This is a genomic window from Paractinoplanes ovalisporus (assembly GCF_016834655.1).
In the GTDB taxonomy this organism is placed as follows: domain Bacteria; phylum Actinomycetota; class Actinomycetes; order Mycobacteriales; family Micromonosporaceae; genus Actinoplanes; species Actinoplanes ovalisporus.
Genome location: NZ_JAENHP010000024.1, coordinates 138,893 through 156,894, shown reverse-complemented (window position 1 = coordinate 156,894; position 18,002 = coordinate 138,893). Strand labels below are relative to the sequence as shown.

Below are 18,002 nucleotides of genomic sequence, written 5' to 3'. Positions count from 1 at the left end.
GCTCCAAGGCGATGGCCAGTGAGATCGTCTCGCCCTTGAGCGCCACACCCGGCCCGGAGGTGGTGGTGACCCCCAGAGCGCCGCCGTACGAGGCTCCGAGCGCGGCCCCGATGGCGGCGATCTCGTCTTCGGCCTGCATCGTCGTGATGCCGAACTTCTTGTGCTTCGACAGCTCGTGCAGGATGTCGGAGGCCGGGGTGATCGGGTAGGCGCCCAGAAACAGCGGCAGTTTCGATTTGACGCACGCCGCGACCAGGCCCAACGCGAGCGCCTGGTTACCGGTGATGTTGCGATACGTGCCCGGCTTCATGCGGGCGGGTTTCACCTCGTACCGCACAGCGAAGTCTTCGGTCGTCTCACCGAAGTTCCACCCGGCCTGGAAGGCGGCCTTGTTCGCCGCGACCAGGTCGGGGCGTTTGGCGAACTTCGCCTCCAGGAACCGCAGGGTCGACTCGAACGGACGCGAATACATCCAGCTCAACAACCCGAGCGCGAACATGTTCTTGGCCCGCTCGGCGTCCTTCTTGGCGACCCCGAGCTCGGCCAGCGCACCCACCGTCATCGACGTGAGAGCAACCGGGTGCACGGCATACTCCGACAGCGACCCGTCCTCGAGCGGGCTCACCGCGTAACCGACCTTGGCCAGGTTGCGCCTGGTGAACTCGTCGGTGTTGACGATGATGTCGGCGCCCGCGGGCAGGTCGGCCAGGTTGGCCTTGAGCGCGGCCGGGTTCATCGCGACCAGCACGTTCGGCGAGTCACCGGGCGTGAGGATGTCGTAGTCGGCGAAATGCACCTGGAAACTCGACACGCCCGGCAAGGTGCCCGCAGGCGCCCGGATCTCGGCCGGGAAGTTCGGCAGAGTGGAGATGTCATTACCCAACTGGGCGGTTTCCGAGGTGAATCGGTCACCGGTCAGCTGCATGCCGTCGCCCGAGTCGCCGGCGAAACGGATGACCACCCGATCCAGCTGTTCGACTCGCTTCGCTCCAGCGGAAGCGGACACGTTCGCAACCTCCCAATGGTGCCGGCCGGCGCGGTGAGCACGTCTGTGGGCCGGCCCGCGTAGTCATCTCCAGCCTACGTCGCCGGTCCTTACGAGCCGGGGCAAGGCCGTTGACCACAGTAGCCAGGGCGGGCTTAGTGGAACCACCGGAGTCCACTATCCGGCTACGCTGTCCGATCGTGGACGGGTATCTGGGGTCGTACGCCACGCTCGGGCTGGTAGCGGCGGCCGGCGTTCTCGTCTTCGTGGGCGCGTTCGCGGCCAACAAACTGCTGCGACCGGCCGCTCCGGCCGAGCCACCGGGCAAATACGTCTCGTACGAGAGCGGCATCGACCCGGTCGGCGGCGACTGGGCCCAGGCCCAGATCCGCTACTACGTCTACGCGTACCTCTATGTGCTTTTCGCCGTGGAGGCCGTTTTTCTCTTTCCGTGGGCGGTTGTCTTCGATCGGCCCGGCTTCGGCTGGGCCACCGTGACCGAGATGGGCGTCTTCGTGGCGGTCCTCGCGCTGGGCATCCTCTACGCCTGGCGGAAAAAGATCCTGACCTGGACCTGAGCACCCGCAGTCGGGCGTGTCGGGGTGGCGGACTCGCCACGCGCTGTCCGGCATGCCAACATCGTGCGCATGGGCCAGCTTCTCCTCTTCATCGTCGTGGCGTTGGTCGTCGCCGCGATCGTGTTCGGCGTGACCGTGATGATCGGTGGCGGCGACAACGCATTGACGCCCGTCGAGCCGGATGGCGCCGCCGTGCCGCTGCCCAGCGACCGGCCGCTCGGTGAGGAGGACGTGGCCCGCACCAAGTTCGACACGGCCTGGCGCGGCTACCGCATGTCCCAGGTCGACCAGGCGCTCCAGCGCGCCGCCTACGACATCGGCTACAAGGGCGAGCTGATCGGCGTGCTCGAGGCCGAGGTCGCGGCGCTGCGCGACGGCCGTGAGGCGGATGCCGACGTGCTCCGCCGCGCGCGCGAGGCCGCGGTCGCCCCCTCCGAGCAGGCCACCGCCCCGGCCGCGCCCGCTCCGAGCGGCGAGATCCAGATACAGGTGACGCCCGCCCAGCCCGAGGCGGTGCCCGACGACGCCCCCGTTCCGGCCGGCGAGAAGGCCCGCACCGAGCCGGCGGAGCCGCGGTGAGCGCGACCGAACCGGTCGACGGTCTCGGCGACGCCGCCCAGCCCGGCTCGGGCGAGGTGACCGCCACGGTCATCGTCAACGCCCCCGCCCGGCGGGTCTTCGACGCGTTCCTCAACTGGGAGAAGCAGTCCGACTGGATCCCGTTCACCAAGGTCCGGGTGGTCGAGGGGGACGGCGGCGAGGGCAGCCTGGTCGAGGCGGTCACCGCGCTCGGCCCTGCGGCGCTGCGCGACGAGTTGCGGGTGGTCAAGGTCAATCCGCCGTACGAGGTCAGGGTCGTGCACTGCGGCACCGTGCTGCGGGGCCCGGGCACGATGCGGTGCACGCCCATGTCGGGCGATCGCACCCAGGTCGTGCTGCACGAGTGGTTCCAGCTGCCGGCCGGCCCGATCGGCAAGATCGCCTGGCCGGTGCTCTGGCCCGGATCGAAGCTGGGCTTCACCGGCGCCCTGAAGAAGTTCGGCCGCTTGGTCGAGCAGGGCAAGCTGCCCTGAGTTTTCTGTCGTAGGTCGCCTTTACGGTAGGCGCCATGACAGACACCACCGGCCTGGTCGTCGGCGCTGACGGCCGGGCTCGCTGCTTCTGGGGCGGCAGCACCCCCGACTACCTGCCTTATCACGACTCCGAGTGGGGCCAGGTCGTGCACGGCGACGACGCCCTTTTCGAGCGGATGTGCCTCGAGGCGTTCCAGTCGGGGCTGTCCTGGATCACGATCCTGCGCAAACGTCCGGCGTTCCGGGCCGCGTTCGCCGGGTTCTCGATCGAGAAGGTCGCCGCGTTCTCCGAGAGCGACGCCGCCCGGCTGATGGCCGACACCGGCATCGTCCGCAACCGCATGAAGATCGATGCCGCGCTGGCCAATGCCCGGGTCGCGGCCGACCTGCCCGACGGCCTCGACGCGCTGCTCTGGTCCTATGCCCCGGCCCCGCGGCCGCCCCGCCCCGCGACCCGGGCCGACGTCCCGGCCATCACGCCCGAGAGCCAGGCGATGGCCAAAGACCTCAAGAAGCGCGGCTTCAGGTTCGTCGGCCCCACCACGGCATACGCGTTGATGCAGGCGACGGGGATGGTCGACGACCATCTGGCGGGCTGCTGGGTCCCACTGGTCGGTGCCCGACCGGCCCCGTGATGAGATGGTCGGCATGGCTCAGTGGGCGGTGATCATTCCGGCGGATCGGTGGGCGACCGAGCGCCTGTTCCACCACGACACCGTGGCGGTGTCGGGCGGCGCGGGTCCGATCGGTCCCGACGACGAGGTGTTGCTGGTCGCGGACGGTGAGGTCGTGGCGCTGGCCCAGGCGGTGCCGGCCGACGGCGACGACCTCGTGCTGGCCTACCTGCGCCGCGCCTTCGACCAGCCGGTCTCCGCGAGCGAGCTGGGCCTCGACGACCACGTCCGCATCGCTCCGGTCGACCCCGCGGTGTTCCGCGGCCTGGCCGAGGCGATCGGCGGGGTCACCGCCGCCGGCGACAAGAAGACCTGGCTGGTCAGCGTCGCGCTGCCGATCGAGGCGGCGACCCCGGCCGAGGCGGTGCGCCAGTTCTGGTCCCACGTGCTCGAGCTGGGCCCGGTCGAGCTGCCGACCTACGTCTGGCCCTCCGGCAACGAGCTGGCCATGCAGGCCTTCGTGCTGGGCGAGGAGGCCAACCAGGACCCCGAAGAGGAAGACGAGGACTGAGCTGAGCTTGCTGGTCGCCGCTCCGCGGCTCCGGGATTTCGCCCCGGGAGGCCGATGACTTGGGCGCTGAAAACGGCCTCGCTTCGCTAGCCGTTTTCAGAGCCCAAGTCATCGACGGGCGAAATCCGACTGTGGTTGCTGTGGGAACACTGCTGACAATATGACGGTTTTGGGATCGTTACATACATGAATCTCAATGCCTAGGCTCCTCCCCAATCGCGTTCTACCGGGCGCGCTCGTGGTGGGAGGACCGAATGGTCAAGTGGCGGATTCTTGTGAGCACGGCCGTGGCCGCGCTCACCGTGGCGGCGTGGGGCACGACCGCCGAGGCGGCGCCGACCGCGCCTCCGGGCGACGGCGTGGTCGCTCCTTCGGTGGTCGGCGGCAGCCGGGCCACCCAGGGTGAGTTCCCATGGATGGTGCGTCTGTCGATGGGCTGCGGCGGCGCCCTCTACAGCCCGACCCTGGTGCTCACGGCCGCGCACTGCGTGAGCCGCACCGGCACCAACACCTCGATCACGGCCACGCTGGGCGTCGTCGACCTGCAGTCGAGCAGCCGGATCACCCGTACGTCGAACTACGTCTACCGCGCGCCGGGCTACAACGGCAACGGCGACGACTGGGCCTTCATCCGCCTCTCCAGCCCGGTCACCGGCCTGGCCACGCTGCCGATCGCGACCAGCACGGCGAACGACTCGGGCACGTTCACGATCGCCGGCTGGGGCGCCAACCGTGAGGGCGGCGCGCAGCAGCGGTACATGCTGAAGGCGACCGTGCCGTTCGTCAGCGACTCCACCTGCAACTCGTCGTCGATGTACGGCGGCCAGGTCATCGCGGCCGAGGAGATCTGCGCCGGCTACACCGCGGGCGGCGTCGACACCTGCCAGGGCGACTCCGGCGGCCCGATGTTCCGCCGCGACGCCAGCAACGCCTGGGTTCAGGTCGGCATCGTGAGCTGGGGCGACGGCTGCGCCCGTCCGAACAAGCCCGGCGTCTACACCCAGGTCAGCTACTTCTCCGGCGCGATCCGCTCCGCGGCCGCTTCCCTGAGCTAGCTGGTCGCCGCTCCGCGGCTCCGGGATTTCGCCCCAGAAGGTCAATGACTTGGGCGCCAAAAACGGCCTCGCTTCGCTAGCCGTTTTCGGTGCCCAAGTCATTGACGGGCGAAATCCGACTCTGGTTGCGGTCAGAGCAGCTAGTAGCAGTCGAGGACGCCGCTGATAGGTGTGACCTGTCAGCGACCCTCGAAGGCCGGCTTCTGCTTGTTGACGAAGGCGTCGACGGCGGCCTTGTGGTCGGTCGTCGCGCCGCAGATGGCCTGGGCCTGGGCCTCGGCCGCCAGCGCGTCGGACAGCGTGCCCGCGTCGCCGATGGAGAGTTCCCGCTTGATCGCTCCGTAGGCCACGGTCGGGCCCGCGGCGAGGCGCTCGGCCAGCTCCTGCGCGGCCGGCAGCACCTGCTCGTCATCCTCGGTCAGACGCGAGAGCAGACCCATTTCGTACGCCTTCGCGGCCCGCACCGGCTCGGCCAGCAGCAGCAGTTCGAGCGCGCGGGCGTGCCCGACGATCCGCGGCAGCGACCACGAGATGCCGCTGTCGCCGGCCAGCCCGACGTTGGCGAAGGCCATCAGGAAACCGGTTTTGGGCCCGCCGATCCGGAAGTCGGCCAGCAGCGCGAACGATGCCCCGGCCCCGGCCGCCATGCCACGGACGGCCGCCACGACCGGCTTGGGCATGCTGGCCAGCCGCTGGGCGATCGGGTTGTAGTGCGCCCGTACGGTGTCGAGGTCGGTGCGCCCCGACTCGAGCTGCTGGGCGTGCTCGCGCAGGTCCTGACCGACGCAGAATGCCGTGCCCGCCCCGGCCAGCACGATCGCCCGGCACGACTTGTCGCTCTCCAGCGAGGCCAGCGTGTCGCGCAGCGCCTCCTTGAGGTCGACCGTGAGGGCATTCATGGCCTCGGGGCGGTTGAGCGTCAAGGTGACGACCGCGCCGGTGCGGTCGACAAGAAGATGCTCAGACTTCAGTCCGGTCACGGGTGGCGGGTGGGGTGGTTGGACGGCAGTCATGGCTCTGAGAATCCCACACGATTGCGACTGGCCGGTTGCAGGCATCGCTCGACGTAACGATCGGCGGCGGGGCGCAGACGGGACGCGTGCCGGTCGAAGAACCCGGCCGCGCTCGCCCCAGGCCAGCGCGCCGGCAGCAGTGTGGCGGGCAGCTGCGGGTCGCGGAACAGGAACGAACGCCAGGCGTGCACCAGGTGGAAGCGGGCCGCGTACGCCTCCTCGTCGCTGCTGCGGGCGTTCACCGCGGTCACCACCGGCCGCAGGTCGGAGACGAAGTCCTCGTACGACCGGGCCAGCTCGGGCAGGTCCCAGGCCTTGCCCACCACTTCGGCGGCGCCCGGCGACCCGGCCGCGTGGCTCGCGCTGAACCGTTCGTAGCCGACCCCGGCCTCGCGGAGCACGACGTCGACCTCCTCGGCCGGCCGCGGGGCCACCCACGCGAACTCACCGAGAGCGCCGTAACCCAGGAAGGCCAGACGCCCGGCCTCCCGCTTGCCGAGCTGGCCGTGGAGCAGCACCAGGTCGAACTTTCCGTCCCAGCTGACCCGGCCGGTGCGGTAGATCCGGGCCGAAGCCTCGTCGAGACGGCGCGCGGCCTTGGGGGTCAGGAGATAGCCGGGGCCGGAGACCAATCGCATAGGGTGCAGCCACCCTTGGCGCACCATGCGGGACACCGCCGTGCGCACCGCGGGCGGGGCTATGCCGAGCGGCGCAAGCAGTCTGACCAGGGCCGCAACCGGTGCGCGGCCGCCTCTCGGCCGGAGGTAGTCGCCGTACAGGTCGAAGAGTGCCGACCGCGCCTGCATGACCGCACATTGTGACAGCCCAAAAGACGATATGCTAGACGCTGTCACATCCGCCCGGGCTGGGTTTGGGTTCGCCGGTGTTCATCAGGGAAAATGTTTGATCGGCACGGTGGGCCGGGTCGCGTCAGCGCGCGCGATGGCCCCTCGGCCGCCGGTCGGAAACGAGGTACGGCGCCGCGTGGGGCTGAGCACGCGGCGTAAGAAGTGGCTGTGGGGGAACCCACCGACACCCTGATGTAGGTCTGAGGGGAGACAAGATGGCGGCGATGAAGCCGCGGACGGGCGATGGTCCGCTGGAGGTCACCAAGGAGGGTCGGGGCATCGTCATGCGTGTCCCGCTGGAAGGTGGTGGCCGTCTCGTCGTTGAGATGACTCCGGACGAGGCCAGCGCGCTGGGTGACGCGTTGAAGTCGATCGCCGGCTGACGTTTCACGCGAGCCCGCCGGTACGGTACCGCCCGGACCGGCGGGCTTTCCACGTCTTCGAGAAAGGTCACGCTCTCGTGTATCCGATCCGGTTGACCGACCGACTCGACGACGAACGGACCCGCATCGTGCCGATCGGCGCGTCGGGTCCACTCTCGCACCTCGACGGTGCCCTGGGTGCCGAGATCGCCGCACTGGCCGACACGGACCAGCCGGCGGGCACCATCCAGATGTTTCCCCGCCCGTTGCGCAGCCCTGCCCTGGTGCTGCTGGCGCACGTCGGAGCGGGTGACGAGGCCGGTTGGCGGGCGGCCGGCGCCGGTGCCGCGCGGGCCCTGCCCGATGACGAACCGGCCCAGTTTGATCTCGGGCCGGCGTCGGCCGAGGCGGTGCGGGGCGCGGCCGAGGGGCTGTGGCTGGGCGGCTATCGCTACCGCGACGCCCGCGAGGAACCTCGTACGGCCGAGGTCGAGCTGGTCACGGGCGGCGTGGAGGCGTACGGGGAAAGCCTGGCCCTGGCCCGCACGACGGCCCACGCGACCTGGCTCGCCCGCGACCTGACGAACACGCCGCCCTCGCTGAAGAACCCCGACTGGTTCGCCGAGGAGATCAGCGGCGCCTCGGCCAAGCGGGCCGGTGTCGGCGTCCGTGTGCGGACCGGAGACGAGCTGGCCCGGTTCGGTGGGCTGCGGGCGGTCGGCGGCGGCTCGAAGTTCAAGCCCTGCCTGGTCGAGATGGTCTGGGACCCGCCCGGCGCGACGACCCACGTGGTGCTGGTCGGCAAGGGCATCACGTTCGACAGCGGCGGCATCTCGATCAAGACCCGCGAGGGCATGAAGCGGATGAAGAACGACATGGCCGGTGCGGCCGCGGTCGCCGCGGCTACGCTCGCCGCGGCCGACCTGGGCCTGACCGTGCGCGTCACCACCCTGTTGCCGCTCGCGGAAAATGCGGTGAGCGGCTCCGCCTACCGCCCGGGCGACGTGATCACCCACTACGACGGTTCGACCAGCGAGTCGACCAACTCGGACGCCGAGGGCCGTCTGGTGCTGGCCGACGCGCTCGCCTACGCGGCGGCCGAGCTCGAACCGGACGTCCTGATCGACCTGGCCACCCTCACCGGCGCGGCCGGGGTCGCCCTGGGCCGGAGCTACGCGGCGCTCTACGGCGACGACGACGAGCTCACCACGGCCCTCACCGAGGCCGGTGAAGCGGCCGGGGAGCGGATGTGGCGGATGCCGCTGCACGGCGACTACCGCGAACTGCTGCGCAGCGACGTGGCCGACCGGCACAGCTCGCCCACCCACGGCGGGGGCATGGCGGCGCTGTTCCTGCGCGACTTCACCGGCGACCGGGCCGACCGCTGGGCCCACGTCGACATGGCCGCGACCTGCTGGACCGAGACCTCCGAGCTGGAGCTCACCCGGGGCGCGACCGGCTGGGGCGTACGGACCCTGGTGCGTTACCTGTCGACCGTCAGCGCTTGACCGCGGCGAGCAGGCCCGCCCGTCAGCGCTTGACCGCGGCGAGCAGGCCCGCCCGTCAGCGCTTGACCGCGGCGAGCAGGCCCGCCCGTCAGCGCTTGACCGCGGCGAGCAGGCCGGCTCCCGAGGGCACGATCGCCGGGATCCACTCCTCGGACTCGCGCACGGCCCGTACGGTCTCGCGGACGGTCAGCGTGTCGACGTCGCGGGCCGCCGGGTCGCTGATCCGGCCACCCGCCATCGCGCCGTTGACCAGCAGCACCCCGCCCGGGCGCAGCAGGCGCAGCGCGGCCTCGGCACAGGCCCCGAACTCGGTCACGTCGGCATCGACGAAGACGAGGTCGTAGGCGCCGTCGGCCAGCCGGGGGAGCACGTCGAGCGCGCGGCCGGTGATGATGCGGGTGCGGGAGGCCGCGAACCCGGCCTCGGTGAAGATGCGCCGGGCGACCCGCTGGTGCTCGTTCTCGACGTCGATGGTGGTGAGCACCCCGTCGGCCCGCATGCCGCGCAGCAACCAGACACCACTCACCCCGGCGCCCGTGCCGATCTCGACGACCGCCTTGGCACTGCCGGCGGCCGCGAGCAGGCGCAGCACCGACCCCGCGGCGGGGGTGACGCTGTCGAGACCGAGCTCGTGCGCGAGGCTGCGGGCGGTCTGGAGGACGATGTCCTCGTTGGCGTACGCCTCGGCGAACTGCATGGCCTGGCCCGTCGATGGGCCGATCGGGCGGGCTGACGGGACGATGACGACCTCCGGGCGGTTTGCGGACGCGGCGGATTCACCCGCACACATCGGATTAGAGACTAGAGCGATGCACTACCCGGATGCACGTGGCCATCGATGGGATAAACAGGCCGGGGCAGGGCGTCACCCGGGATCCGTGTCATTCTGGAGAGGCGACGCGGGAGGACTTTGAGTGGAGGCACCGACGTGACCGACGGCTGGAACGCGCGCTCCGCTCCCTATTCAGGAGGTCAGCCACCCGCCACCGGTCATCCCATGCCCCCCGGATCGCCGGGAGCGCCGGAGTCACCGTGGTGGTCCGACGCCATGCACGACCCGTGGCGTGACCCGTACGCTCCGACGGCCGTCGTCGTGCAGCAGCCGGCCATCGCGTCCGGGCCGCAGCCCGAGGTCGTGCCCAACCCCGACGCGCCCCGCCGCTCGTACACCCCGATTCTGCTGATCTGCCTGATCACGGCCCTGTTGGCGGGTGGTCTGGGTGGCACGCTGGGCTATGTCTTCGCGGTCCGTGGCGGCGTCGCGACCGGCGGCGGCTCGGCGCTCGGCGCCACCGCCGAAGACCCGCCCGCCGCGGCCAACCGCGCGCCCGAGTCGCTGGCCGGCATCGCCGCCAAGGTGCTGCCGAGCGTTGTCACCGTGCGCGTGACGGGCGCGATCGGCTCCGGCTTCGTGGTCTCCGACGACGGTTATGTGATCACCAACGACCACGTCGTGGAGGGCGCCGACGACACGATGTCGGTGGCGTTCAGCGACGGCTCCACGGCCCGCGCCGAGCTGGTCGGCCGTGACCCGCAGTCCGACGTGGCTGTGATCAAGGTCGCCAAGAGCGGTCTCACCCCGGTCGCGATCGGCAACTCGGACGCGATCGCGGTCGGTGACCCGGTGCTCGCGTTCGGTTCGCCGCTGGCGCTGCGCAACACGGTGACCTACGGCATCGTCAGCGCGGTCGACCGCACCATCGAGGCCGGCGACGCCGGCACGACCCGCTACTACGCGGCCATCCAGACCGACGCCGCGGTCAACCAGGGCAACTCGGGTGGCCCGCTGGTCAACGCGGCCGGCGAGGTCATCGGGGTCAACTCGGTGATCCGCTCGGTCGGCGGCAACGAGACCGAAGCCGGCAACATCGGCCTCGCGTTCGCCATCCCGATCAACCAGGCCCGCCGGGTGGCCGGCGACATCATCGACCACGGCAAGGCCCGGCGCACGGTGATCGGCGCCGAGGTGGTCACGGGCGGCACCAGCACGTCGGGTGCGCGGCTGCGCTCGGTCGAGCCGGCCGGTCCGGCCGCCGCCGCCGGCATGAAGTCGGGCGACGTGGTCACCAAGATCGACGGGCACGTGCTCGAGGACGGCACCGACCTCATCGCCCTGGTGCGCAAGTACGACCCCGGGGCCACCGTGTCGGTGGAGTACCGTCGCGGGACGAAGACACAGACCGCCTCGGTGACGTTGGTGGCCGACTCCAACTGATCACCCTCGGGACTGCTAACTGACGGGTTGCGTGCGTAGGCTTGGCGCCGAGACCTGGGAGGCCGGATGTTCGAGAATCTGAACTGGTGGGAGATCGGCGCGCTGCTCATGCTCGCGCTGCTGATCTTCGGCGAACGCCTCCCCAAGGTCATCGGCGATGGTCTGCGCATGCTGCGGGGCCTGCGGGCGATGGCGCAGAATGCGACCAGCGACCTCAACCGTGAGCTCGGAACCGACCTTCAGCTGCAAGACCTGCACCCCAAGGCGTTCATCCGCAAGCACCTGATCAGCGAGGAGGACGAGGCGGCCATCCGCAAGCCTCTGCAGGGCCTCCTCGACGACGTGAAGCAGGACCTGAACGGCGTGAAGAGCGACCTGACCGAGGTCGCCGAGGCCGCCGACATCAAGAACAACCGCTCGACGTCCTCCGCCCCGGCCGCTCCGGCGGCGCCGGCCCAGCGGCAGCTCGACCTCGACGCGACCTGACACACCGGCTCCAGGCCCGCCTTCGCTGCGCTTTCCCGCTGCGTTTTTGGAAGGGCCGGCGAGCATGACGAGCTAGCAGAACGGCCCCGCTGAGTCAGCGGGGCCGTTCTTTGTCTGCGGTTGTTATCGGCGCGCGTTGACCATCAGGCCCAGCGGCTTGCCGACCAGCGACTCCCGGCGGACGGCCAGCTTGTCGGCCACCTTGTCGAGGGCCTGCGCGGCCGGCGCCTCGGGAGCGGCCAGCACGATCGGCTCGCCGCCGTCGCCCGCCTCACGCACCCGGGTGTCGAGCGGGATCTGACCCAGCAGCGGCACCGAGGCGCCCACAGTGGTGGTCAGCGAGTCGGCCACGGCCTGGCCACCGCCCGCACCGAAGACCTCCATGCGCGAGCCGTCGGGCAGTTCCAGCCACGACATGTTCTCGACCACGCCGACCAGGCGCTGGTGGGTCTGCAGGGCGATCGCACCGGCCCGCTCGGCCACCTCGGCGGCCGCGGTCTGCGGGGTGGTGACGACCAGAATCTCGGCGTTGGGCAGCAGCTGGGCCAGCGAGATGGCCACGTCGCCGGTGCCGGGCGGCAGGTCGAGCAGCAGCACGTCGAGGTCGCCCCAGTAGACGTCGGCCAGGAACTGCTGCAACGCGCGGTGCAGCATCGGGCCGCGCCACACCACGGCGGCGTTGCCCGCGGTGAACATGCCGATCGAGATCACCTTCACGCCGTGCGACTGCGGCGGCATGATCATGTCTTCGACCCGGGTCGGACGGCCGTCGACGCCGAGCATGCGGGGGACCGAGTGGCCGTAGATGTCCGCGTCGATCACCCCGACCGACAGCCCGCGCTTGGCCAGGGCCGCAGCCAGGTTGACGGTGACGCTGGACTTGCCGACGCCGCCCTTGCCGCTGGCCACCGCGTAGACCCGCGTGCGCGAGCCGGGCTGGGCGAACGGGATGACCGGTTCGGCCGCGGCCGGGCCGCCACCACGCAGCGTGGCCTGCAGGGCCTTGCGCTGTTCCTCGTCCATCACCCCGAAGTCGACGCTCACCGAGGTGATGCCGGGGATCTTGGTGAGGGCGGCGGTGATGTCGTTGTTGAGCTTGTCGCGCAGCGGGCAGCCGGCCACGGTCAGCAGCAACTCGACCCGGATCGTGCCGTCGGCGACGGTGAAGCCCTTGACCATGCCGAGGTCGGTGATCGGGCGGCGGATCTCGGGGTCGTCGACGGTCGCCAGCGCGGCCTGGATCGCGTCCTCGAGGGTGGAGGCGGGTGCGGACATGGTGCCCATGCTACGTCGCGGTAATCAGCGCGCCTCGTCCCAGTCCTTGCGATCCTCCTCCCAGTCCGACCGGGCCCGCTTCTCGCGGCGGTGGGCCGCTTCGTCCAGCTCGTCGGCCAGACGGGCCAGCTCGGAACGCAGGAAGTCACGGGTGGCGACCTCGCCCAGCGCGATCCGCAGCGAGGCGATCTCACGGGCCAGGTATTCGGTGTCCGCCTTCTGCATCGCGGCCCGCCGGCGGTCCTCCTCCATGGCCAGGCGGTCGCGGTCGGTCTGCCGGTTCTGCGCGAGCAGGATCAGCGGCGCCGCGTACGAGGCCTGCAACGACAGGATCAGCGTGAGGAAGGTGAACGTGTAGGGGTCGAAGCGCAGGTTCGCCGGTGCGAGCGTGTTCCAGGCGAACCAGGCCGCGATCACCAGCGTCATCCAGACGATGAACTGCGCCGTGCCCATGTAGCGCGCGATGCTCTCGGACCAGCGGCCGAACGATTCCGGGTCGAAGCGCGGCAGCCGCACCCGGCCCGGCTCGACGGGCTGGTCCAGGCGGTCCCGGCGGGGCTCGGTCACAGCACGACCTCGTCGTCCTCGTGCAGGTCACGGTCACGCCAGTCGCGGGGCAGCGAGTGGTCGAGCACGTCGTCGACGGTCACCGCGCCCACCAGGCGGTGCGTGGAGTCGATCACGGGCATGGCAACCAGGTCGTACGTCGCCATCCGCTTGATGATCTCGGCGAGCGTGGCCTCGGGGCGCAACGGCTCGAGGTCGTTGTCGATGATGCCGCCGAGGATCGAGGAGGGCGGTTCGCGCAGCAGCCGCTGGAAGTGGACCATGCCGAGATATTTCCCACTCGGCGTCGCGGAAGGCGCTCGGGCCACAAAAACCTGCGCCGCGACCACCGGGGACAGCTCCGGCTCACGGATCCGGGCCAGGGCCTCGGCCACCGTCGTGTCGGGCGTGAGGATCACCGGCTCCGAGGTCATCACACTTCCCGCCGTGCCCGGGCGGTAGTTCATCAGCTGGCGCACCGGGTCGGCCTCGTCGGGCTCCATCAGGTCGAGCAGCACGGTCTGCTCGGCCTTCGGCAACTCACCGAGCAGGTCGGCCGCGTCGTCCGGGTCCATCCGCTCGAGCACGTCGGCGGCGCGTTCCCGGTCGAGGCGTACGAGGATCTCGACCTGGTCGTGCTCGGGCAGCTCCTCCAGCACGTCAGCCAGGGTGCGGTCGCTCAGCGCGGCGGCGACCTCGTTGCGCCGGGCGTCGGGCAGGTCCTGCAGAGCGTTCGCCATGTCGGCCGGCTTCATCTGCTCGAGCAGGGCCAGCAGGTTCGACGTGCCCTGGGTGTCGGTCGGGCCGATCAGACCGCGGACCCGTTCGTACTCGGCCTGGTAGATGTGCCCGCGGCGGGCCAGCCGGCCGGTCTGCGCGCGCACGGCGACCCGGGTCACCAGCCACTCGTTGTTGCGGTTCAGGTCCATGGCGATGTCGACCACCGTGCCCGGGGTGCCGTCGCCGTCACCGTCGTCGGGCATGACGGTCACCCGGCGGTCCAGCAGTTCCTCGACCACCAGCAGCTCGTTGGGCCGCTTCTCGAACCGGCGCAGATTGAGCGAGCCGCTGGAGAGCACGACCGCCTCGGCGTCCATCGACGTCACCCGGCCGATCGGCAGGAAGATGCGCCGGCGCAGCGCCATCTCGGCCACCAGCCCGACCACCTGCGGCGGGCGGTTGGTGGTGCGCAGGCGTACGACGGCGTCGCGGACCCGCCCGACCCGGTCACCGTTGGGGTCGAAGACGGGCAACCCGGCGAGCCGGGCCAGATAAACCCTTGTCCCCATGGTCACGGCTCCAGCCTAGGTTAGGGTCCGGACATGTCAGGAGTGGCGTACGAGATCGTCGACGTGTTCACTGATCGGCCGTTCGCCGGCAATCCGCTCGCGGTGGTCTATGACGCCACCGACCTGGGGACCGACCAGATGCATACCCTGGCTCGCGAGTTCAACCTGGCCGAGACCGTCTTCGTGCTCCCGCCGACCGACCCGGCGGCCACCTATCGCGCCCGCATCTTCACGCCCGAGGCGGAGCTTCCGTTCGCCGGCCATCCCAGCGTGGGGGCGGCTGTCACCTCGTCTCGGCGTGGCCTGTTTCCCCCGGGAGAGGTGGTGCAGGAGTGCGGCGCGGGTCTGTTGCCGATCACTGTCACCTCCTCGGGCTCGGCCACGGTCACCGGCGGGACGCCCCGGCTGGGCCCTCCCCTCGATCCCGGGCCGCTGCTCGCCCTGGCCGGTCTGACCCCGGACGATTTCGCGGGCGCGCCACCGAGGTCGGCCGGCTGTGGTCTCGACTGGATCTTCCTTCCCGTACGGCGTGAGGCCCTGGCCGACGTACGTATCGACACCCCGGCGGCCCAGCGGGCGGGAGTCACCGAGCTGAGCGTGTTCAGCTGGTCGGAGTCGTCGTCGGAGGCGCACGCCCGGGTCTTTGTGCCCGGCGCGGCCGTTCCCGAAGACCCGGCCACCGGCTCGGCGGCGCTCGGACTCGGTCTGTGGCTGGTCGCCTCGGAGTGGCTGCCCGGTGACGGCACATCCTCGTACCAGGTGCACCAGGGTCTCGAAATGAAACGGCCGTCGCTGCTGACATGCACCGTCACCGCTGCTGCGGGCGTCGCCACCTCGGCCACGGTGGGCGGGCACGTGATGCCGATCGCCCGCGGCGAGATCGCGGTCCCGCCCTTCGTCGGCTAGCTTCCCGATCCCGTACGGGCGTCGGCTCTTGCTCTTCCTTATCCCGTACGGGCGCCGGCTCTTGCTCACGTGCGGGCTAGCGCCGCTTCACCTTGTGCAGGCGGAACGGGCGGCGGGTCTCGACCCGGGCCGGGGTCTCGCGGGGCTCGGCCGCACCCGACTCGGACGGCAGGTTCGGGCGCTCGACCGGCGCTTGCTCGGCCACCGGGGTGAGCCGGACGACCACGCACCCGTCCGTGACCCAGCGGGCCATCACGTCGTCGGCCGTGCCCGAGGCGTTCAGGCGCTTGGCCGCGAGCTGCGGGGCGGCCTCGTTCCACTCGGTGCCGCCGGGCACCAGCCGCGAAACGGTCGCCTCGGTGATCACGATGAGGCCGCCACTGTCGCCGCGCAGCCGGACGGTCGCCCGGGACGCCTCGGCCAGGCCCGGCGCGAACTGCTCACCCGGGCCGCTGACCACGATCAGCGAGCCGTCGAGCGGCAGCACCCACAGCGCCAGGGCCGGGCCGTCGCCGACCGAGATCCAGGCCAGCGCGGCCTTCTTGAGCGCCTCGTCGAGCACCGCGGAAGTCACCGCGCCATCCTCGCACGCGCCGTGCCGCCGACGCCTGTTTCGTGCTGAGGCGGTCTGCGGCGCGGTCCAGCCGCGAACAGGCGTCAGGCCGGCACGTGAGCCCGGGCCCGGTCGGCGATGCGGGCGTGATCGACGAGACCCACCACCTCGGTGAGGGACCGGACCGTACGGCCGGCGAAGTTGGTGTCGGCGTCGAAGACCAGGTGGTTGACCAGGTCGGGGGCGGCCAGGCGAACCGGGGTCATGCCCACGGCGGCGGCTCCGGTCAGCTCGTGACTGCCGCCGTCACCCACGTAGAGGCACTCGGCCGGCGCCACGTCCAGCTGCTCACACGCCGCCAGGTAGATGCGGGGGTCGGGCTTGCAGACGCCGAGGCGTACGGAAAAAATCGTCGTGTCCAGCAGCGGCGCGACCGGCAGGCTGGGCAGGAACGCCGGCAGCTCATGCGTGCAGTCGCTGATCAGGGCCGTGGCGAGACCCCGTCGCTTGATCGCGGCGAGCGCGCTGACCGCGTCGGCCCGCAACCGGGTGTCGGCCTTGAGCGCGTCGACCCGCGCCGGGACCCCGGCCCGCACCTGCTCCGTAAGGGGGTGGCCCCCGGCCTGCTCGATCACCCACCGTAGGGTGGCCTCGGCGGACCCGTAGCGTCCCCGGGCGCGGGCCCGGAACGTGCGGTCCAGCACTCCGCGGACCGCCTCCGGATCGACGCCCATGGATCGGGCAATCTCGGCGTGCTGGGGTCCCCGCTGCACAGATCGGGTGAGGGTGCCGAAGAAGTCGAACACGACCGCACGGTATGCGGGCATGGCGAAGCGCCTCCTGGGGGCATCGAGGGATGTCACGGTCGAGAAACCTCGGTGACTGTAGCGACACCATCACTTTCCGTTCAATAGGGGTTCGCAAACTGTGGCGCAGCAGTCCGCAAGAAGCGACGGCCGGGGATGAATGAGCGCTCATCGCTCCATCGCGCCGGTTTACCAACGGCCCTCGCGCTGGCCGTGGCGATCGTGGCGGTGTCGTCCTCGGCCTCGCTGATCGTGTTCGCGGCCGCTCCGGCCCTGGCCATCGCGTTCTGGCGCAACGCGCTGGCCACGGTCGTGCTGACCCCTTTCGCGTACGGGCCCCGGCGCTCCGAAATTCTCGGCTCCTCACGTGGCGTGAAGATCTTCGCTGTGCTGGCCGGGCTCGCGCTCGCCGCCCACTTCGCCACCTGGATGCCCAGCGTTCAGCTCGGCACCGTGGCGACGGCGGCCGCCCTGGTCGCGACCCAGCCGGTCTGGCAGGGCCTGATCGCGGCCGTGCAGGGCCGGCGGCCCGCGCTGTCCGGCTGGATCGGCATCGCGCTCGCGGTGGCCGGCGCCGCCTGGGCCACCGGCGCCGACGTCGGTGTCTCCCGGCAGGCCGTGCTCTCCGACATCCTGGCGCTGCTGGGCGGCATCTTCGCCGCGGTCTACACCGCGCTGGGCGAGCGCGCCCGGGTCGAGCTGACCACGGTCACCTACACCTGGATCTGCTACGGCACCTGCGCCCTCGTGCTGCTGGTGGTCTGTCTGGCGGCCGGGCTGCCGCTGGGCGGCTACGACGGCACCACCTGGCTGGCCATCCTGGGCCTGGTCGTGGGCGCCCAGTTGCTGGGGCATTCGATGTTCAGCTACGCGTTGCAGCGCACGTCGGCCACCATGGTCAGCGTTCTGGCCCTGCTCGAAGTGCCGGGCGCGGCCCTGCTGGCCTGGCTGTGGCTGGGCCAGGAGCCGCGGGCGGCCGCACTGCCCGGGGTGGCCCTGCTGATGGCCGGCGTAGCCGTCTTCATCCTCGGTGCGGCCCGCGCCGCCCGCACCACAGTCGACCCCTCCCTGACCGACTGACCCCCTCAGGCGCTCGCGTGTGCTCGTTTCCGCGCTCGCGGTCGATCCCTCCCTGACCAGCTGACCTTCCCGGCGCCGCCGTCACCTGTCTGATCGGCCACGACTACCTGAAGCGGCAGGCGTCCCGACCGTCGGTCGTGCCCTCGGGCGCTCGTGCGCGTTCGTTTCCGCGCTCGCGGTCGATCCCTCCCCGACCTGCTGACCTTTCCTCGGCGTCCCGCCCGTCAGTCGCATCCTTG

General features: G+C 70.9%; 21 protein-coding genes. 12 read left to right on the top strand and 9 right to left on the bottom strand.

Translation table 11 applies throughout. The features are described from left to right. On the bottom strand, nucleotides 1–925 hold a 925-nt coding region (locus JIG36_RS42990; RefSeq protein WP_236049370.1), incomplete at its 3' end, for a 2-oxoacid:acceptor oxidoreductase family protein. Between the two features lie 260 nt (nucleotides 926–1,185). Here JIG36_RS42990 and ndhC point away from each other — a divergent pair. The 6 genes from ndhC to JIG36_RS42960 all read left to right on the top strand — a co-directional run bounded on the left by ndhC (nucleotide 1,186) and on the right by JIG36_RS42960 (nucleotide 4,876). Further along, nucleotides 1,186–1,563, top strand: a complete 378-nt coding sequence (gene ndhC, locus JIG36_RS42985; RefSeq protein ID WP_203382643.1) for an NADH-quinone oxidoreductase subunit A — start codon at nucleotides 1,186–1,188, stop codon at nucleotides 1,561–1,563. A 69-nt stretch (nucleotides 1,564–1,632) separates the two neighbouring features. Then, nucleotides 1,633–2,142 carry a DivIVA domain-containing protein gene (locus tag JIG36_RS42980; RefSeq protein WP_203382642.1) on the top strand — a complete coding sequence of 170 codons (510 nt, stop codon included), beginning with the start codon at nucleotides 1,633–1,635 and terminating at the stop codon, nucleotides 2,140–2,142. Further along, nucleotides 2,139–2,636 carry an SRPBCC family protein gene (locus JIG36_RS42975; protein ID WP_203382641.1) on the top strand — a complete coding sequence of 166 codons (498 nt, stop codon included), beginning with the start codon at nucleotides 2,139–2,141 and terminating at the stop codon, nucleotides 2,634–2,636. Before JIG36_RS42980 ends, JIG36_RS42975 begins: the two co-directional genes overlap by 4 nt. Before the next feature lie 35 nt (nucleotides 2,637–2,671). After that, nucleotides 2,672–3,271 carry a DNA-3-methyladenine glycosylase I gene (locus JIG36_RS42970; protein ID WP_203382640.1) on the top strand — a complete coding sequence of 200 codons (600 nt, stop codon included), beginning with the start codon at nucleotides 2,672–2,674 and terminating at the stop codon, nucleotides 3,269–3,271. Between the two features lie 13 nt (nucleotides 3,272–3,284). Continuing rightward, the gene (locus JIG36_RS42965) at nucleotides 3,285–3,821 is read left to right on the top strand and encodes a hypothetical protein (protein WP_203382639.1); all 537 of its coding nucleotides are present in this window, start codon (nucleotides 3,285–3,287) and stop codon (nucleotides 3,819–3,821) included. A gap of 254 nt (nucleotides 3,822–4,075) precedes the next feature. Continuing rightward, complete coding sequence (locus JIG36_RS42960; protein WP_203382638.1) at nucleotides 4,076–4,876, top strand: S1 family peptidase; 801 nt, start codon at nucleotides 4,076–4,078, stop codon at nucleotides 4,874–4,876. Nucleotides 4,877–5,055: 179 nt separating this feature from the next. Here the strand turns inward: JIG36_RS42960 and JIG36_RS42955 are convergent, their stop codons facing one another. Together JIG36_RS42955 and JIG36_RS42950 are read right to left on the bottom strand one after the other, a co-directional pair. Beyond that, nucleotides 5,056–5,889, bottom strand: coding sequence for an enoyl-CoA hydratase/isomerase family protein (locus JIG36_RS42955; protein WP_203382637.1), 834 nt, complete (start codon nucleotides 5,887–5,889; stop codon nucleotides 5,056–5,058). Continuing rightward, nucleotides 5,886–6,695: a PaaX family transcriptional regulator gene (locus JIG36_RS42950; RefSeq protein WP_203382636.1), complete on the bottom strand. Its 810-nt coding sequence runs from the start codon at nucleotides 6,693–6,695 to the stop codon at nucleotides 5,886–5,888. The genes JIG36_RS42955 and JIG36_RS42950 overlap by 4 nt, the downstream gene beginning before the upstream one ends. Before the next feature lie 257 nt (nucleotides 6,696–6,952). On the opposite strand from JIG36_RS42950, the gene JIG36_RS42945 reads away from it, so the two are divergent. Together JIG36_RS42945 and JIG36_RS42940 are read left to right on the top strand one after the other, a co-directional pair. Continuing rightward, nucleotides 6,953–7,120 (top strand): DUF3117 domain-containing protein, encoded by a 168-nt coding sequence (locus JIG36_RS42945; RefSeq protein ID WP_014694782.1) that lies wholly within the window; start codon nucleotides 6,953–6,955, stop codon nucleotides 7,118–7,120. Nucleotides 7,121–7,212: 92 nt separating this feature from the next. Beyond that, the gene (locus JIG36_RS42940; RefSeq protein WP_236049323.1) at nucleotides 7,213–8,607 is read left to right on the top strand and encodes a leucyl aminopeptidase family protein; all 1,395 of its coding nucleotides are present in this window, start codon (nucleotides 7,213–7,215) and stop codon (nucleotides 8,605–8,607) included. An 88-nt stretch (nucleotides 8,608–8,695) separates the two neighbouring features. On the opposite strand, the gene JIG36_RS42935 is transcribed toward JIG36_RS42940, so the two are convergent. After that, the gene (locus tag JIG36_RS42935; protein WP_203382634.1) at nucleotides 8,696–9,304 is read right to left on the bottom strand and encodes an O-methyltransferase; all 609 of its coding nucleotides are present in this window, start codon (nucleotides 9,302–9,304) and stop codon (nucleotides 8,696–8,698) included. A 231-nt stretch (nucleotides 9,305–9,535) separates the two neighbouring features. On the opposite strand from JIG36_RS42935, the gene JIG36_RS42930 reads away from it, so the two are divergent. Together JIG36_RS42930 and JIG36_RS42925 are read left to right on the top strand one after the other, a co-directional pair. Next, nucleotides 9,536–10,822 (top strand): S1C family serine protease, encoded by a 1,287-nt coding sequence (locus JIG36_RS42930; RefSeq protein ID WP_203382633.1) that lies wholly within the window; start codon nucleotides 9,536–9,538, stop codon nucleotides 10,820–10,822. 66 nt (nucleotides 10,823–10,888) lie between these two features. Beyond that, complete coding sequence (locus tag JIG36_RS42925) at nucleotides 10,889–11,308, top strand: twin-arginine translocase TatA/TatE family subunit (RefSeq protein WP_203382632.1); 420 nt, start codon at nucleotides 10,889–10,891, stop codon at nucleotides 11,306–11,308. 123 nt (nucleotides 11,309–11,431) lie between these two features. On the opposite strand, the gene JIG36_RS42920 is transcribed toward JIG36_RS42925, so the two are convergent. Genes JIG36_RS42920 through JIG36_RS42910 form a run of 3 tightly spaced genes read right to left on the bottom strand, consistent with a single transcriptional unit; the run spans nucleotide 11,432 to nucleotide 14,424 of the window. After that, nucleotides 11,432–12,583 carry an Mrp/NBP35 family ATP-binding protein gene (locus JIG36_RS42920; protein WP_203382631.1) on the bottom strand — a complete coding sequence of 384 codons (1,152 nt, stop codon included), beginning with the start codon at nucleotides 12,581–12,583 and terminating at the stop codon, nucleotides 11,432–11,434. A gap of 24 nt (nucleotides 12,584–12,607) precedes the next feature. Continuing rightward, the gene (locus tag JIG36_RS42915; protein ID WP_203382630.1) at nucleotides 12,608–13,150 is read right to left on the bottom strand and encodes a DUF1003 domain-containing protein; all 543 of its coding nucleotides are present in this window, start codon (nucleotides 13,148–13,150) and stop codon (nucleotides 12,608–12,610) included. Then, nucleotides 13,147–14,424: a magnesium transporter MgtE N-terminal domain-containing protein gene (locus JIG36_RS42910; protein WP_203382629.1), complete on the bottom strand. Its 1,278-nt coding sequence runs from the start codon at nucleotides 14,422–14,424 to the stop codon at nucleotides 13,147–13,149. The genes JIG36_RS42915 and JIG36_RS42910 overlap by 4 nt, the downstream gene beginning before the upstream one ends. A 27-nt stretch (nucleotides 14,425–14,451) precedes the next feature. Between JIG36_RS42910 and JIG36_RS42905 the strand changes: the two genes are divergently transcribed. Then, nucleotides 14,452–15,324, top strand: coding sequence for a PhzF family phenazine biosynthesis protein (locus JIG36_RS42905; RefSeq protein ID WP_203382628.1), 873 nt, complete (start codon nucleotides 14,452–14,454; stop codon nucleotides 15,322–15,324). A 76-nt stretch (nucleotides 15,325–15,400) separates the two neighbouring features. Here the strand turns inward: JIG36_RS42905 and JIG36_RS42900 are convergent, their stop codons facing one another. Next, on the bottom strand, nucleotides 15,401–15,898 hold the full coding sequence (locus JIG36_RS42900) for a hypothetical protein (RefSeq protein WP_203382627.1): 498 nt from the start codon (nucleotides 15,896–15,898) through the stop codon (nucleotides 15,401–15,403). Nucleotides 15,899–15,981: 83 nt separating this feature from the next. Next, nucleotides 15,982–16,704 (bottom strand): HAD family hydrolase, encoded by a 723-nt coding sequence (locus JIG36_RS42895; RefSeq protein WP_203382626.1) that lies wholly within the window; start codon nucleotides 16,702–16,704, stop codon nucleotides 15,982–15,984. Between the two features lie 135 nt (nucleotides 16,705–16,839). Here JIG36_RS42895 and JIG36_RS42890 point away from each other — a divergent pair, with 135 nt between their 5' ends. Next, a complete protein-coding gene (locus JIG36_RS42890; protein WP_203382625.1) occupies nucleotides 16,840–17,763 on the top strand; it encodes a DMT family transporter in 924 nt (307 codons plus the stop codon). Nucleotides 17,764–18,002 lie beyond the last annotated feature (239 nt).

What these genes read in the sequence shown, in the direction of transcription:
- JIG36_RS42980 (WP_203382642.1), top strand. Translation starts at nt 1,633, where the DNA reads ATGGGCCAGCTTCTCCTCTTCATCGTCGTGGCGTTGGTCGTCGCCGCG.
- JIG36_RS42970 (WP_203382640.1), top strand. Translation starts at nt 2,672, where the DNA reads ATGACAGACACCACCGGCCTGGTCGTCGGCGCTGACGGCCGGGCTCGC.
- JIG36_RS42965 (WP_203382639.1), top strand. Translation starts at nt 3,285, where the DNA reads ATGGCTCAGTGGGCGGTGATCATTCCGGCGGATCGGTGGGCGACCGAG.
- JIG36_RS42960 (WP_203382638.1), top strand. Translation starts at nt 4,076, where the DNA reads ATGGTCAAGTGGCGGATTCTTGTGAGCACGGCCGTGGCCGCGCTCACC.
- JIG36_RS42955 (WP_203382637.1), bottom strand. Translation starts at nt 5,889, where the DNA reads ATGACTGCCGTCCAACCACCCCACCCGCCACCCGTGACCGGACTGAAG.
- JIG36_RS42950 (WP_203382636.1), bottom strand. Translation starts at nt 6,695, where the DNA reads ATGCAGGCGCGGTCGGCACTCTTCGACCTGTACGGCGACTACCTCCGG.
- JIG36_RS42945 (WP_014694782.1), top strand. Translation starts at nt 6,953, where the DNA reads ATGGCGGCGATGAAGCCGCGGACGGGCGATGGTCCGCTGGAGGTCACC.
- JIG36_RS42935 (WP_203382634.1), bottom strand. Translation starts at nt 9,304, where the DNA reads ATGCAGTTCGCCGAGGCGTACGCCAACGAGGACATCGTCCTCCAGACC.
- JIG36_RS42925 (WP_203382632.1), top strand. Translation starts at nt 10,889, where the DNA reads ATGTTCGAGAATCTGAACTGGTGGGAGATCGGCGCGCTGCTCATGCTC.
- JIG36_RS42920 (WP_203382631.1), bottom strand. Translation starts at nt 12,583, where the DNA reads ATGTCCGCACCCGCCTCCACCCTCGAGGACGCGATCCAGGCCGCGCTG.
- JIG36_RS42905 (WP_203382628.1), top strand. Translation starts at nt 14,452, where the DNA reads ATGTCAGGAGTGGCGTACGAGATCGTCGACGTGTTCACTGATCGGCCG.
- JIG36_RS42895 (WP_203382626.1), bottom strand. Translation starts at nt 16,704, where the DNA reads ATGCCCGCATACCGTGCGGTCGTGTTCGACTTCTTCGGCACCCTCACC.
- JIG36_RS42890 (WP_203382625.1), top strand. Translation starts at nt 16,840, where the DNA reads ATGAATGAGCGCTCATCGCTCCATCGCGCCGGTTTACCAACGGCCCTC.